This is a genomic window from Actinacidiphila yeochonensis CN732 (assembly GCF_000745345.1).
Classification (GTDB): domain Bacteria; phylum Actinomycetota; class Actinomycetes; order Streptomycetales; family Streptomycetaceae; genus Actinacidiphila; species Actinacidiphila yeochonensis.
Window position 1 is genome coordinate 3,217,892 of sequence record NZ_JQNR01000005.1, and the last position, 15,669, is coordinate 3,233,560.

Annotated in this window: 7 protein-coding genes and 4 pseudogenes; 10 read left to right on the forward strand and 1 reads right to left on the reverse strand. The window is 76.0% G+C overall.

Annotation, left to right across the window (positions count from 1 at the left end):
• The first annotated feature begins 65 nt into the window (after window positions 1–65).
• Window positions 66–793 (forward strand): annotated as a pseudogene (locus BS72_RS25350) (class III extradiol dioxygenase subunit B-like domain-containing protein).
• Window positions 794–972: 179 nt separating this feature from the next.
• Here the strand turns inward: BS72_RS25350 and BS72_RS25355 are convergent.
• Window positions 973–1,194, reverse strand: a complete 222-nt coding sequence (locus tag BS72_RS25355; RefSeq protein WP_037913866.1) for an antitoxin — start codon at window positions 1,192–1,194, stop codon at window positions 973–975.
• 342 nt (window positions 1,195–1,536) lie between these two features.
• Here BS72_RS25355 and miaA point away from each other — a divergent pair, with 342 nt between their 5' ends.
• The 9 genes and pseudogenes from miaA (at window position 1,537) to BS72_RS25395 (ending at window position 15,551) form a co-directional block, all read left to right on the forward strand.
• A complete protein-coding gene (gene miaA / locus BS72_RS25360) occupies window positions 1,537–2,469 on the forward strand; it encodes a tRNA (adenosine(37)-N6)-dimethylallyltransferase MiaA (RefSeq protein WP_232792533.1) in 933 nt (310 codons plus the stop codon).
• A gap of 96 nt (window positions 2,470–2,565) precedes the next feature.
• Entirely contained in the window at window positions 2,566–3,228 is a 663-nt protein-coding gene (locus tag BS72_RS25365; RefSeq protein WP_407639059.1) for a hypothetical protein, read from the forward strand.
• 196 nt (window positions 3,229–3,424) lie between these two features.
• A pseudogene (gene dapF, locus BS72_RS25370) lies at window positions 3,425–4,329 on the forward strand (diaminopimelate epimerase).
• Window positions 4,330–4,565: 236 nt separating this feature from the next.
• Window positions 4,566–6,763, forward strand: a pseudogene (locus tag BS72_RS25375) (RelA/SpoT family protein).
• A gap of 140 nt (window positions 6,764–6,903) precedes the next feature.
• Window positions 6,904–8,424 carry a GTPase HflX gene (gene hflX / locus BS72_RS25380; RefSeq protein ID WP_037913870.1) on the forward strand — a complete coding sequence of 507 codons (1,521 nt, stop codon included), beginning with the start codon at window positions 6,904–6,906 and terminating at the stop codon, window positions 8,422–8,424.
• Window positions 8,425–9,244: 820 nt separating this feature from the next.
• Window positions 9,245–10,426 (forward strand): annotated as a pseudogene (locus BS72_RS40030) (diaminobutyrate--2-oxoglutarate transaminase family protein); the annotation flags it as partial.
• A 234-nt stretch (window positions 10,427–10,660) separates the two neighbouring features.
• Window positions 10,661–12,514, forward strand: a complete 1,854-nt coding sequence (locus BS72_RS40035; protein WP_232792676.1) for an IucA/IucC family protein — start codon at window positions 10,661–10,663, stop codon at window positions 12,512–12,514.
• A 422-nt stretch (window positions 12,515–12,936) separates the two neighbouring features.
• Window positions 12,937–13,674: a GNAT family N-acetyltransferase gene (locus BS72_RS38770; RefSeq protein ID WP_407639060.1), complete on the forward strand. Its 738-nt coding sequence runs from the start codon at window positions 12,937–12,939 to the stop codon at window positions 13,672–13,674.
• 170 nt (window positions 13,675–13,844) lie between these two features.
• Window positions 13,845–15,551: an IucA/IucC family protein gene (locus BS72_RS25395; protein WP_078901913.1), complete on the forward strand. Its 1,707-nt coding sequence runs from the start codon at window positions 13,845–13,847 to the stop codon at window positions 15,549–15,551.
• Window positions 15,552–15,669: the final 118 nt, after the last annotated feature.

Here is a 15,669-nt window from a genome sequence, read left to right on the forward strand (position 1 = left end):
TGGCCGCCGGGCAGGGATCCGCACGGAGGCCCGCCCGCCGCGGGGCCGCCGGTAGGGTTCGGTGCATGTTGGTCGCCGCCGCCGTCTGCCCCTGTCCGCCGCTGCTGGTCCCCGAGGTGGCCGCCGGTGCGGCGCCCGAACTCGACGGCGTCCGCGCGGCCTGCGCGGACGCCGTGGGCGTACTGGCGGCGGCCCGGCCGCAGTGCCTGGTGGTCGTCGGCCCGGGTACGCGCCCAGGCCCGGAGGCGTTCGCCCCGGGCGCGTCCGGCACCTTCCGACCCTTCGGCGTCGACGCGCACGTGCGGCTCGGCGCCGCGGACGGCCCGCCCCCTCCGCGCCCGGCGCGCGGCCGGGGGAGAGGCTGCCGGCCGCCCTCGCGGTGGCCGCGTGGCTGCTGCGCGGCTGGGGAGCCGCACCCGTACAGGGGCTGGCCGTGGGGGAGGAGCTGGACCCCGGGCGCTGCGCGGCGGCGGGCCGGGAGGCGGCCGCGCGGGCGGACCGGGTGGCGATGCTGGTGGTGGGCGACGGCAGCGCCTGCCGCACCCAGAAGGCCCCCGGGTACCTCGACGAGCGCGCCGAGCCCTTCGACGCCGCCGTGGCGGCCGCCCTGGGCCGTGCGGACACCGCCGCCCTCGCGGAGCTGGACCCGGAGCTCGCCCGGACGCTGAAGGCCGCGGGACGCGCCCCCTGGCAGGTACTGGCCGGCGCGGCCTCGGGCGCCGGGCTGTCGGGCCGGCTGCTGGAGGAGGCGGCACCCTACGGGGTGGGCTACTTCGCGGCTGTCTGGACCTGACCCAACCCCCGGGGTTCACCGTGCCCCGCGCCCGAGGCGGCGCCCGGACCGGGCGGTCGTGCGCTCTCCGGTCCGGCGTCTTCAGGTCCGACGCCCTCCGCGTGCGGCGGCCGCTCCGCGCGCACGGCGGCCCCGGCCGCGCGTGCGTGGCGGCCGGGGCCGGGACGGACCGGCAGGGCTCAGGAGTCCCGGCCCCGCTCCCCGTAGTCGTGGGCGGCGTCCTTCGCCTTGTCGACGCCGGAATCGATCTGACTGTCGTACTTTCCGCCGGTCTTGGAATCGGCGGCGCGGCCGGCCTTGTCCAGGCCCTGGTCGACCTTGTCCCCGTGCTCCCGGACCATGTCGTCGGCCTTGCCCTTGGACATGCCCAGCTTGTCCTTGATCGTGTCCATGAAGCTCATGCGGCACCTTCCCTGGGAGGACCCCGTGTGGCGGCCTGGGAGCGGCCGCATACGGCTCTGCGTCCCGGCCGAGGTGGCGTAAATGCAGGTAAAAGGCGCAAAACGCCACCTCTGTCTCGACCATACCCGCGCTGCCTCCCAGCCGCCGCCGGGCGCCGGCAACCCCTCCGGGCGCACCGTCCGCGTCCCTGTCCGCACCCCCGGTCGAGTGTTCCGCCCCGCGTCGTGTCCGCCGCCCGGAAGGGGCCGCCCGTCCCCCGCCGATCGGCGCCGGCCGGGCCGCGCGGAGCCCGGAGGGAGGACGGTTCGCGGCGGGGGTGAGGAGTTTGGGAGACTGGCCTGGTGGAGAAGCGCGTGATCACCGTGGTCGGGCCCACGGCCGCCGGCAAGTCGGACCTCGGAGTGGCCCTGGCCCAGGAGCTGGGCGGGGAGGTGGTCAACGCCGACTCGATGCAGCTGTACCGGGGCATGGACATCGGCACCGCCAAGCTCACCGCGGACGAGCGCCAGGGCGTGCCGCACCGCCTGCTGGACATCTGGGACGTCACCGAGGCCGCCAGCGTGGCGGAGTACCAGCGGCTGGCGCGGGCAGAGATCGACCGGTTGCACGCCGCGGGCCGGGTCCCCGTACTGGTCGGCGGTTCCGGCCTGTACGTCCGGGCGGCCATCGACGCGCTGCGCTTCCCCGGCACCGACCCGGCCGTACGCGCCCGGCTGGAGGCCGAACTCGAACTGCGCGGCCCCGGCGCCCTGCACGCCCGGCTGGCCGCCGTGGACCCCGACGCGGCCCGCGCCATCCTGCCCGGCAACGGGCGGCGGATCGTCCGGGCGCTGGAGGTCGTGGAGATCACCGGGGAGCCGTTCACCGCGAACCTGCCCGGCCCTGACGCCGTCTACGACACCGTCCAGATCGGTGTGTCCGTGCCGCGGCCCGAACTGGACGAGCGGATCACCGCCCGGGTGGACCGGATGTGGGAGGCCGGACTCGTCGGCGAGGTGCGGACCTTGGAGGAGGCCGGGCTCCGCTCCGGACTCACAGCCTCGCGCGCCCTCGGGTACCAGCAGGTGCTGGCCGCGCTGGCCGGCGAGTGCACCGAGGAGGAGGCCCGCGCCGAGACGGTCCGGGCCACCAAGCGGTTCGCGCGGCGCCAGGAGTCCTGGTTCCGGCGCGACCCCAGAGTGTGCTGGCTCACCTCCCGGGGTTCGGAACTCACCACGCAGGCCCTGGTGTTGGCACGGGAAGCCCCCCAAGGCGGTCACAGCCTGATCACGTGATGGCATCGGGACGCCCCGCCGTCACGGGACCTCCCTCCCACCGTGCCATCATCGTGGGCGAGCTACGGTGTCGGACGCATGGGAGGGCGCGTGGCTATGGCAGCCGGCCCGCGCGAGACCCCCTCAGGGCGGGACACCCGCGGCACGTCGGACGAGCCCGGCGGGGAGTCCGCCGGGACGACCGGTGACGACGCCTCCCCGGAACCCTCGGAGACCCGGCCGCCGAGCGGTCTCCCCGACCCCCTCGGCACCTCCGACGCCCTGGACGGACTGGACGCGCTCGACGCCCTGGACGCCGGCGACGAGGGCCCCGTCCGGCTGGAGCCGCTCACCCCCTTCGACGGAGGAGAGCCCCTGGCCGGCGTCCCCCTGGAGGGGCTGGACCTGGACGGGGACGACCCGCTGCCCGGCATCGAGGAGGCCGAGTCCTTCCGCGAACTGCGGCCGCCGCGCCGGCTGCGCTCGTGGCAGATCGCCCCCATCGTGGTGCTGGCGGTCGGCGGGTCCCTGATGTTCGCCTTCCCGCTGGCGTTCGAGTCCGGCGACGCCGGGCCCGTGGTCGCCATGCTGGGGCTGCTGGTGTGCTGCTGCGCCGCCGGGTGGGGCCTGACGGCCGCCCGCCGGATCGGCCAGACCCTGCCGGGGCTGCCCCCCCGAGGCTCCGGCGCCCGCGCCGACTGGCGCCACGTCGCCGGATACACCGCGGTGACGGTCCTGCTGGCCGTGCTCGCCGTCTGGCGCGTCGCCCGCCTCCGATAGCGTCCGGACCGTCGGCGCGCACGGCCCCGCAGCAGCCCGCCGAAGGGCCGTCCAGGGGGCTGGGCTCCCGGCCCGATCCCCCTGGCCCCCTGGCTCCGCCAGGCCCGTACTGCCCCCCCGCAGAGGCGGGCGGACGCCCTCGCCGGGCTCGGGAGGCGCACCGCGCGCGCCCCCGCCACCGCGTACGATCGGACGTATGACGACCGCGCGCCCCGCCGAGCCGATCGCCTTCCTCAAGGGCCACGGCACCGAGAACGACTTCGTGATCATCCCCGATCCCGAGGGTGTCCTGGACCTGTCGCCCGCCCAGGTGGCGCGGCTGTGCGACCGCCGGGCCGGCATCGGCGGCGACGGGCTGCTGCGGGTGGTGCGCAGCGCCGCCCATCCGGAGGCCGCCGCCCTGGCGGGCGAGGCCGAGTGGTTCATGGACTACCGCAACGGCGACGGCAGCGTCGCGGAGATGTGCGGCAACGGCGTCCGGGTGTTCGCCCGCTACCTGCGGCGGGCCGGCCTCGCCGAGGCCGGCGACCTCGCCGTGGCGACCCGGGCCGGGGTGCGGCGGGTCCACGTCGCCAAGGACGCGGAGGACGGCACCCCCGGGGACGTCACCGTCTCCATGGGCGCGGCGGAGTTCCCCGGCGGGCCCCACGGGGACGTCACCGTCGAGGCGGGCGGTCGCACCTGGCCGGCCGTGCACGTCAGCATGGGCAACCCGCACGCCGTGGCGTTCGTCGGCTCCCTCGACGAGCCCGGCGACCTGCTGGGCGCCCCCGCGTCACCCCGGCCGCGGCCTACCCCGCCGGCACCAACGTCGAGTTCGTCGTCGACCGCGGCCCGCGGCACGTCGCCATGCGGGTCCACGAGCGCGGCTCCGGCGAGACCCGCTCCTGCGGCACCGGCGCCTGCGCGGTCATGGCCGCGGCCGCCCGTCGCGACGGCCTGGCCCCCGCCGCCACCGGCGACCCCGTCACGTACACCGTCGACCTGCCCGGCGGCCGCCTCGTCATCACCGAGCACCCCGACGGCGGGATCGAGATGACCGGCCCCGCCGTGATCGTCGCCGAGGGCCTCATCGACCCCTCCTGGTTCGCCGCCGGCTGACCGGCTCCCCTTCCGCCCGCCCGGGCCGCCCAGCCACGGCGGGCCGCTCGGGGCCGCGGCCGAAGCGGACGTATCCGGTCACCCCACCCGTACGCAGTCGCTCGAACGGGTGATGGGGATCACTCTCGGCGAGAGGGTGGCGGCTGCGCGTGGTGGGGTCGGTAGCATCAATCACCGGCGCGGCCCACGGGGCGTGGTGAGCCTCCGCAGCCGGTCAAGGCTGCCGGGAGGCCCCGATGAGCGCGGAGAACGCGATCGAAGCGGAGAACGCTTCCGAAATCCTCCGGCGCGGCCTGCGCCGCATCGACCTGCGGCGGATGGATCTGCGCCGGCTCGGGCGGGCGGCGCTCCTCGGCAGCCCCGGCCGGGGCCGGCTGCCGGACGCCATCGAGCACCTCATCAAGGTCCACCGCGCCAACCACCGGGACGCCGGCACCGAGGCGGTCGAGACGCTGCGGCGCGCCTACGTGCTTGCGGAGTCCTCGCACCGCGGCCAGACCCGCAAGAGCGGCGACCCCTACATCACCCATCCGCTCGCCGTCACCCTGATCCTCGCCGAACTCGGCGCCGAGACGACCACGTTGACCGCGTCCCTCCTCCACGACACCGTCGAGGACACGGAGGTGACGCTCGACCAGGTCCGCGAGGAGTTCGGCGCCGAGGTCGGCTACCTGGTCGACGGCGTCACCAAGCTGGAGAAGGTCGACTACGGCGCCGCCGCGGAGCCCGAGACCTTCCGCAAGATGCTCGTCGCCACCGGCAACGACGTGCGGGTGATGTCGATCAAACTGGCCGACCGGCTGCACAACATGCGCACCCTGGGCGTGATGCGCCCGGACAAGCAGGCGCGCATCGCCCGTGTCACCCGGGACGTGCTGATCCCGCTGGCCGAGCGCCTCGGCGTCCAGGCGCTCAAGAGCGAGCTGGAGGACCTCGTCTTCGCCGTCCTCCACCCCGAGGAGCACGCCCGCACCCGCGCCATGATCGACGCCGCCGCGGCCCGCCCCGACCCGCTCGCGGCGGTCGCCGACGACATGCGCGGAGTGCTGCGCGACGCCGGCATCGCCGCCGAGGTGCGCATCCGCCCCCGGCACACCGTCTCCGTCCACCGCCTGATGATCAAACGGGGCATCGCCGAGCCCGGTGGCTGCGACTACGGGCGCCTGCTGGTCCTCGTCGACGAGGACGCCGACTGCTACGCCGTGCTCGGCGAGCTGCACACCTGCTTCACGCCCGTCATCTCCGAGTTCAAGGACTTCATCGCCGCCCCCAAGTTCAACCTGTACCGGTCGCTGCACACCGCGGTGGCCGACCGGCACGGCCGGGTCGCCGAAGTCCTCGTCCGCACCCGCCACATGCACCGGCTCGCCGAGACCGGCGTGATCGCCCTCGGCGACCCGGGCGTGACCCCGCCCGCGGCCCCCAGCCCGCCGCCGCCCCGGCAGCCGGCGAGGCGGCCGGCGCCCAGGGTGAGTGGCCCGCCGCCGACCCCTCGCAGCCCGGCTGGCTGGCCCGGCTCCTGGAGTGGCAGCGGGCCGTGCCCGACGCCGACATCTTCTGGACCGCGCTGCGCGACGAACTGGCGCAGGACCGCGAGATCACCGTCTTCACCACCCAGGCCGCCGACGCCTCCGGCACCGTGCGGCTGCCGGCCGGCGCCAGCTGTGTGGACGCCGCGTACGCGGTGCGCGGCGAGGCCGGGCACGCCTGTGTCGGGGCCCGTGTGAACGGGCGCCTGGCCCCCCTCAGCACCCGGCTGCGCGACGGCGACACCCTCCAGCTGCTCATGGACGACACGGCCACCTCCGGCCCCGACCCCGAGTGGCTGGAACACGCCGCCACCCCCGCCGCCCGCCTCGCGATCACCCGCTGGCTGGCCCGCCATCCGGCCGCCGGGCAGGGCGACGAGCCCGCCGCCCCGCCCGCCGGCCGCCCCGCGCCGGCCGCCCCGAGCACCCCGCACGGCGAGGCCGTCGCCGTCGCCGACCTGCCGGGCGCCACGGTGCGGCTGGCCCGCTGCTGTACCCCGGTGCCGCCGGACCGGCTCACCGGGTTCGTGATCCGCGGCGGCACCGTCACCGTCCACCGGGCCGAGTGCCCGACCAGCGGCCGCATGGCCGCCGCCGGCCGCGAAGCCGTCCCGGTCCACTGGCGGGACGACACCCCCGCCGGCCACTACCGCGCCACCGTCCTCGCCGAGGCGCTCAGCCGGCCCAGGCTGCTGGCCGACCTCACCGAGGCGATCTCCGCCGCCGGGGTCGGCATCGTCTCCGCTGCCGTGGAGCCCCCCCAGGAGAGCTGCGTCCGCCACTCGTACACCGTCGAGCTGCCGGACCCCGGGGCGCTTCCCGCCCTCATGCGGGCCATGCGGTCCGTACCCGGCGTGTACGACGTCTACCGCGACCGCCCGGCTGTCGCGGCCACCCGCGGCTGACCACCCTCGGTCGCGATCCGGCTACGCCGCGCCGACGGGCTTTCCGCCGCTGGGGAAACCCGCGTGACCGCGCCGTCCCGGCGTGCGACCATCGAAGGTGCGGCACCACCAGGGCCGCAGTCCTGCGACCGAAGGATCAGATGACCTCCCCTTCCTCCTCTTCCTCCTCGCGCAACCCCCGCACCGCGAACACCAGCCGGCGCCTCTCCGAGAGCCTCCGCGCCGAGGCCCTGATGGAAGAGGACGCGGCCTGGACCCCGGACACCGACGGCGACCGGGACGGCGACCAGCTGGACCGCTCCGAGCGCGCCTCCCTGCGCCGCGTCGCGGGCCTGTCCACCGAGCTGGAGGACGTCACCGAGGTCGAGTACCGGCAGCTGCGCCTGGAGCGTGTGGTGCTGGTCGGTGTGTGGACCTCCGGCACCGTCGACGACGCCGAGAACTCGCTGGCCGAGCTCGCCGCCCTCGCGGAGACCGCCGGCGCCCTCGTCCTCGACGGTGTGGTGCAGCGGCGGGACAAGCCGGACCCGGCCACCTACATCGGCTCCGGCAAGGCCCACGAGCTGCGCGACATCGTGGTGGAGACCGGCGCCGACACCGTGGTGTGCGACGGCGAGCTGAGCCCCGGCCAGCTCATCCACCTGGAGGACGTCGTCAAGGTCAAGGTCGTCGACCGGACGGCCCTGATCCTGGACATCTTCGCCCAGCACGCCAAGTCCCGCGAGGGCAAGGCGCAGGTGGCACTGGCCCAGATGCAGTACATGCTGCCCAGGCTGCGCGGCTGGGGCCAGTCGCTGTCCCGCCAGATGGGCGGCGGCGGCTCCGGCTCCTCCGGCGGCGGCATGGCCACCCGTGGCCCCGGTGAGACGAAGATCGAGACCGACCGGCGGCGCATCCGGGAGAAGATGGCCAAGGCCCGCCGGGAGATCGCGGACATGAAGACCAGCCGCGACCTCAAGCGCCAGGAGCGCAGGCGCCACAAGGTGCCGTCGGTGGCCATCGCCGGGTACACCAACGCCGGCAAGTCCTCACTGCTCAACCGCCTCACCGGCGCCGGCGTCCTGGTGGAGAACGCCCTGTTCGCCACCCTGGACCCGACCGTGCGGCGGGCGGAGACCCCCAGCGGGCGGCTCCACACCCTCACCGACACCGTCGGCTTCGTCCGGCACCTGCCCCACCACCTGGTCGAGGCGTTCCGCTCCACCATGGAGGAGGTCGCCGACGCGGACCTGATCCTGCACGTGGTCGACGGTTCGCACCCCGTGCCGGAGGAGCAGCTCGCGGCCGTCCGCGAGGTCTTCCGGGAGGTCGGCGCCCTGGACGTGCCGGAGATCGTCGTGGTCAACAAGGCCGACGCGGCCGACCCGCTGGTGCTCCAGCGGCTGCTGCGGAACGAGAAGCACGCCATCGTGGTCTCCGCGCGCAGCGGCCAGGGCATCGCCGAGCTGCTGGAGCTGGTCGACGAGACGCTGCCGCGTCCGGACGTCGAGGCCGAGGTGCTGGTGCCGTTCACCAAGGGGGCGCTGGTCTCCCGGGCGCACAGCGAGGGCGAGGTGCTCTCGGAGGAGCACACCGCCGAGGGCACGCTCCTCCGGGTGCGTGTCCACGAGGAGCTCGCCGCCGAGCTCGCGCCCTACACCCTGGCGGGCAACAGGCACTGACCTCGGGCGCACGGGCCGTCCCAGGAGGGGCGGCCCCCACCCGGGCCGGTGCGGGCACATAGGTCGCCAGGCGACCAGGTGGCCAGGCGGCGGTGAAGGCCGGTGAGTACGGCGCGAGGCGCCCGGGAGCGGATCGAGTTCCCGGGCGCCTCGGTGCGTCCGGCACCGTCCGCCGCGCCTCCGGGGTGTGCCCCAAGGGGCGCCGTCCCCCCACCGTCGCGCTGGAGCGGCGTGCCGCCGGCGCCCTCGCCCCGGCGTTGCCGAGCCGTCCGGCGGGAAACCCCGGTCTTCGAGCCGATCGGCGCCCACCCCTCCGAGGCGGCCGCCCGGCCCGCCCACGGTCCGCCGCTTCAGGCCCGTGTCGCGCTCCAGGGGCGCGGTGCCGAGCCCCCTGCCCTCGGTGGACCCCAGGCCGCGCGGTCCGGCGCGAGGCCGGAGTCCCGGTACCAGCGGCCGTTCTTGCCGGTGTGCCCCGCGGCGGCCGGTCCGGTCCGCGAACGGCACTCCCCGCCCGGCGGGTTCCCGCCCGCGAAAGATCTCGCCATCGCCCGTGATCGCGCGTCCACCCCGTCGTTAGTACGGACGGGGGACTGAAGGACGACGGCAGACGACACCGGACCGGCGGCCCCGACGCGGCCCGACAGCACACGGAACCCGAACAGGAGGAGAGGGCGTGGCGGCCACTTCCAGCGCGCCGGGACAACTCGCGGATACGGAAGGGGACTTCGGACCCCCGCAGGCCGCCGAGCCGGCGGAGGCGATCCTGCGCAGGCAGGCGCAGCGCGAGTCGGCCGCCCGCACCTACGCCCGTTCGCTGCCGGTGGTCCCGATCCGCGCCCGGGGCATGACCGTGGAGGGCGCGGACGGCACCCGCTACCTGGACTGCCTCTCGGGAGCGGGCACGCTGGCCCTCGGCCACAACCACCCGGTCGTCCTGGAGGCGATCCGCCGGGTGCTGGACTCCGGCGCCCCCCTGCACGTGCTCGACATGGCCACCCCGGTGAAGGACGACTTCACCACCGCGCTCTTCGAGACCCTGCCGGCGCCGCTGGCCGAGCACGGACGCGTCCAGTTCTGCGGCCCGGCCGGTACCGACGCCGTGGAGGCGGCGATCAAGCTCACCCGGATCGCCACCGGCCGGACGGGGGTGCTGGCCTTCTCCGGCGCCTACCACGGCATGACCGCCGGCGCCCTGGCCGCCACCGGCGACACCGCGACCCGCGCCACCGTCGAGGCCGACACCCGCGTCACCCGGATGCCCTTCCCGTACGACTACCGCTGCCCGTTCGGCGTCGGGGGGGAGCACGGTGCCGAACTCTCCGCCCGCCTCACGGCGAACCTGCTCGACGACCCCAAGGGCGGCGTGCCGCGCCCCGCCGCCATGCTCGTGGAGCCCGTGCAGGGCGAGGGCGGGGTGATCCCGGCCCCCGACAGCTGGATGCGCCGGATGCGGGAGATCACCCGGGCCCGCGGCATCCCGCTGATCGCCGACGAGGTGCAGACCGGGGTGGGCCGTACCGGCGCCTTCTGGGCGGTCGAGCACAGCGGCGTGGTCCCCGACGTCATGGTGCTGTCCAAAGCCGTCGGCGGCAGCCTCCCCCTGGCGGTGATCGTCTACCGCGAGGAGCTGGACACCTGGCAGCCGGGTGCGCACGCCGGCACCTTCCGCGGCAACCAGCTGGCCATGGCGGCCGGCGCCGCGACGCTGCGGTACGTGCGCCGCAACGCCCTGCACGAACGGGCCGAGACGGTCGGTGCGCGGATGCTGAGCCGGCTGCGCGCGCTGTCCGCCCAGTACGCCTGCGTCGGGGACGTCCGCGGCCGCGGCCTGATGCTGGGCGTCGAACTCGTGGACCCCTCGGCCGAACCCGACGACCACGGCGCGCTGCCGGCCGATCCCCGGCTCGCGGCGCGGGTCCGGCAGGAGGCCCTGCACCGCGGCCTCATCGTCGAACTCGGCGGCCGGCACGGCGCCGTCGTCCGGCTGCTGCCGCCGCTGACCATCACCGACGAGCAGGCCGAAGCGGTCCTGGACCGCCTCGCCGACGCTCTCGGCGCCGCCAGCCGAACCTCCGCACCACCGGGCCGCGTCCCCCGTCCCCCGCCGCGGGCTCCCGGACGGACAACCGGTGACCCGGCGTCCGTCCCGGCGTACCGGCGGTCCCGCCGCACCCGCACGCCCTCTGTCGCCGCACCCGTCGCCGCACCGGCGTACCGAACAAGTGAGGCCCCTGGCATGACCACACGCGTGGACCCCACCCGACACGACAGCCCGCTCGGCGGCGCCGACACGGCATCGGTCCCCCTGCAGCGCTCCCGCCCCGCGGAGCCCGACCCCCTGGAGCGCGAGTCCCCCTACGCGGTGGCCGACACCGCCGGGACCGAGGCCCTGCTGCGCTGCTGGGTGCGCGAGAAGAGCCTGGTCCGGCCGGCCGACGGGATGCTGCGGATCGCCCTCCCGGGGGGCGGTACGGAGGTGCGGGCGGCCGTCCACCACTGGTCGCCGACCGGCCACCACCGCTTCGGGCCGCCCTGGCCCGTGCGGGACCCGGCCGCGCAGCCCGCGTCGGGGGCGCCGGGCGGCGAGCAGCGCCCGCTCAGCGCGGTCGAACTCGCCGCGCTGCTGGTCCGCGAGAGCGGCGCCGACCCCGCCGAGGGTGCCGACCTGGTCGCCAGGGTCGCCGACTCGGTCCGCCGTACCAGCGCGTTCGTCGCCGACCGCCGCCTGCGCCCGGGCGGCGCCGAGCCCGAGATCCCCTTCCTCGACTCCGAGCAGGCGCTGCTGCTGGGCCACCCCCTGCACCCGACGCCCAAGAGCCGCGACGGACTCGCTGACGGGGAGGCCGCCGCCTTCTCGCCCGAACTGCGCGGCTCGTTCGCCCTGCACTGGCTGGCCGTGCACCGCTCGGTGCTGGCCACCGACTCGGCCTGGACGGAGCGGGGCCGCCCGGTACCGGCGCCGGACCTGCTGGCCGCCCTGGCCGGGCCGGGGCTGGAGCTGCCGCCGGACACCGCCCCGCTGCCGCTGCACCCCTGGCAGGCCCGGGAGGTGCGCCACCGCCCCGCCGTCCAGGAACTGCTGGCCGCCGGGCTGCTGCACGACCTCGGCCCGCTGGGCGCGCCCTGGCACCCGACGTCCTCGGTGCGCACGGTCTACCGCGCCGACACGCCCGCCATGCTGAAGCTCTCCGTGGCGCTGCGCATCACCAACTCCCGGCGCGAGAACCTCCGCAAGGAGCTGCTGCGGGGCACCGAGGTCCACCGGCTGCTGCGTACCGGGCTCGCCGCCGCCCTGCACGCCGCGCACCCCGGGTTCGACATCGTCCGCGACCCCGCCTGGCTCGGCGTCGACGGCCTGGACGGGCAGCCGCTGACGGGCCTGGACGTGGCCCTGCGGCACAACGCCTTCGGGCCCGGCGTGCGGGCCCACTGCGTGGCTGGACTCACCTCCCTGAGGCCCTGGCCGGGGCTGCCCGCCACCGCCCTGCGCTCCCGGCTGGCCGTCGTCCTGGGACAGCTGGCCGAACGGACCGGACGCCCGTTGTCGGCCGTGGCCGCCGAGTGGTTCCTGCGCTACCTCGACGCGGTGGTCCGCCCGGTGCTGTGGCTGGACGGGGAGGCGGGGGTGGCCCTGGAGGCGCACCAGCAGAACACCCTGGTCCTCCTGGACGCCGAGGGCTGGCCCTGCGGCGGCCGCTACCGGGACAACCAGGGCTACTACTTCCGCGAGTCCCGCCGCGCCGAACTCGAACGGCGGCTGCCCGGCATCGGCGCCGCCAGTGACACCTTCGTCGCCGACGAGGTCGCGGACGAGCGGTTCGCGTACTACCTGGGGATCAACAACGTCCTGGGCCTCGTCGGCGCGTTCGGGGCGCAGAACCTCGCCGACGAGGAGGTCCTGCTGGCCGCGTTCCGGCGGTTCCTCGCCGCCCAGGACGCCCGGAGCAGCCTCCCCGGACGCCTGCTGTACAGCACCCACCTGCGGTGCAAGGCCAACCTGCTGACCCGCCTGCACGGTATGGACGAGCTGGTCGGGCCGGTCGACACCCAGTCCGTCTACACGATCCTGCCCAACCCGCTGGCCCGATGAGCGAACGGCGCCGGGCAGCCGGGGCCGGCCGTGCCGCGCACGGCCGGCCCCGACCGCCCGGCGGCCCGCCGGGAGAGGAAGAAGCTCCGTTGCCCTCCGCCGACCCCAGCACCGAGGACACCCTCGACCTCAAACTGCCGCCGGACCTCCTGGACGCCGTCGCCGCCGACGGGGGAGGTGACGGTGACGGCGACGCCCCGCGGGCTCCTGGCAGCTCCGCCGCGAGCAGAGGCGGAGCCGGCCCCCTGGGACGCGCGTCGGACCCCCTGGGGGGCGGATCGAGCGCCTTGGGCGGCGCGTCGGACACCTCGGGCGGCTCGCTCGGCGTCCCCGCGGGCGGTCCCGGTGCCCTGGGCGGCGTGTTGGGCACCCTGGGTGGGCCGCCTGCCGTCCTGGGGGGCGGAACGAGCGGTCCGGGCGGCCTGCCCGGCGTCCCCGGGAGCGGCCCCGGCGTGCTGGGTCCCCGCACCCCGGGCGGCGTGCTCGCACCCGGCACGCCCGCGGGCGGCACCAGGGAGGGCGGAGCGGGCTCCCCGGGAGGGGGCTCGGGCCCGGCCGCCCCCAGGAGCGCCGGCCGCCGCCACCCCGACGGTCTGCTGGACCGGATCGCGGGCTGGGCGGCCGCCACGACCCCCGCGGGCTCCTTCCGGCTGGTCCCCGCCGAACCCGTCCGCGACCTCGCGCTGATCGCCGGCTGGATGAACGATCCGGCAGTGGCGGAGTTCTGGGAGCTCGCCGGGGAGCCGCGGGTCACCGAGGCGCATCTGCGCGCCCAGACCGACGGCGACGGCCGCAGCGTGCCCTGCCTCGGTGTCCTCGACGGCGTCCCCATGAGCTACTGGGAGATCTACCGCGCCGACCTCGACCCGCTGGCCCGCTACTACCCGGCCCGGCCGCACGACACCGGTGTCCACCTGCTCATCGGCCGGGCCGTCGACCGCTCCCGCGGCCTCGGCGGCATCCTGCTGCGCGCCGTCTCCGACCTGGTGCTCCGGCACCGTCCGGCCTGCGGCCGGATCGTGGCCGAGCCGGACGTGCGCAACGCTCCCTCCGTCGCGGCCTTCCGCACCGCGGGCTTCCGCCTGTCCGCGGAGGTCGAACTCCCCGGCAAGCGGGCCGCCCTGATGGTCCGCGACCGCGCCCCGCGCGTCCGCCCCTGACCCGGCGCCGCACCCCGCCGCCAGGTCCGTCCGCTCCGCCCGCCCCCGCGGCTGTTCCGTCCCCCCTCCGCCGCGGGTACCTTCCCCGCCACCGCGTCCCACCGGAGGAGCCCACCGTGACCATCCCGTACCCGAACGACTCCGCCGCGTGGTCGCGCGCGGCCAGACGCATGCTCGCGAAGATGCTCGCCGAGTTCGCGTACGAGGAGGTGATCGCCCCCAGCCCCGACCCGGCCGCCGGCCCGGACCACTACCGCCTCGACCTCGACGCCGCCACCGTCTACCGCTTCCGGGCCCGGCGCGGCGCCTACGGCAGCTGGTACGTCGACGCCGACAGCATCACCCCCACCGGCGATCCCCTGCACTTCCTCGTCCACGGCCACCACAGCGTCCTCGGCCTGGGCGGTGACACCACCGGGCACCTCGTACGCGAACTCCTCGCCACCCTGCGCGCCGACGTCCGCCTCGACAGCACGGCGGTGCCCGCCGCGGACCTCGCGGACCTGGACTACGCCGAGCTCGAAGGGCACCAGACCGGGCACCCGTGGCTGGTCGCCAACAAGGGCCGGATCGGCTTCTCGGACACCGACGCGGCCGTCTGGGCCCCCGAGACGCGGCGCCGCCACCGGCTCCCCTGGCTGGCCGTCCACCGCTCGCTCGCCGAGTACCGCGGCACCGGCGCCCTGGAGACCCCCGAGGCGCTGTACCGCCAGGAGCTCGACGCGGACGTCCTGGAGGGCTTCCAGCAGGAGCTCACCACCAGGGGACGCACCCCCGGCGACTACCTGCTGCTGCCGGTGCACCCCTGGCAGTGGGAGCAGGTCGTGGCCCCGCTCTTCGCGCCCGCCGTCGCCGACGGGTCGATCGTCCTGCTCCCCGCCGACGGTGACCTGCGGCTGCCGCAGCAGTCGATCCGGACCTTCCTGAACACCAGCGACCCGCGCCGGCACACCGTGAAGCTGCCGCTGTCGGTGCTCAACACCCTCGTCTGGCGCGGCCTGCCCACCGACCGCACGCTGGCCGCCCCCGCCGTCACCGCCTGGGTGCACGGCATCCGCGACCACGACCGCTTCCTGCGCGACGAGACCCGGGTGGTGCTGCTGGGCGAGGTGGCGTCGGTGGCCGTCGCCCACCCCCAGTTCGACCGGCTGCCCAGCGCGCCCTACCAGTACCGCGAACTGCTCGGCTGCATCTGGCGGGAGCCCCTCGGCGCCTACCTCGACCCCGGGGAACGGCCCCGCACCCTCGCCGCGCTGCTGCACACCGACCCGGCCGGCCGGGCCTTCACCGCCGAACTCGTCGAGCGCTCCGGCCTGCCCCCCGAGGTGTGGCTGCGCCACCTCTTCACGGCCCTGCTGCCGCCCCTGCTGCACTTCCTCTACCGCTACGGCACCGTCTTCTCCCCGCACGGCGAGAACGCCATCGTGATCTTCGACGAGCACGACATCCCCGTACGGCTGGCGGTCAAGGACTTCGTCGACGACGTCAACATCTCCGCCCACCCGCTCCCCGAGCACCGCACGATGCCCCCGCAGGTGCGCGAGGTCCTGCTCACCGAACCGCCCGAATTCCTCACCCAGTTCATCCACTCGGGCCTTTTCGTCGGTGTCTTCCGCTACCTCGCGCCGCTGTGCGAGCGGCACCTCGGCGTGCCCGAGGGCCGCTTCTGGGCCCTGGTGCGCGAGGAGATCACCCACCACCAAAAACGATTCCCCGAACTCAAGGACCGCTTCGCCCTCTTCGACCTGCTCACCCCGCGCATCACCCGGCTGTGCCTCAACCGCAACCGGCTGCACCTCGACGGCTACCGCGACCGCGCCGTCCGCCCGCACGCCGCCGTCCACGGCACCGTCCCCAACCCGCTGCACGCCCTCTGACGCCCGTCGGCACCCGGCGGCGCGGGCCGCCCCTCCCGGGCACCCGCGCCGCCCGCGCCCGCCGGGCCGGCGCGGACCGGCGGCACCTTCCGGAACCGGACCAGGGCTGTCGGTGGGG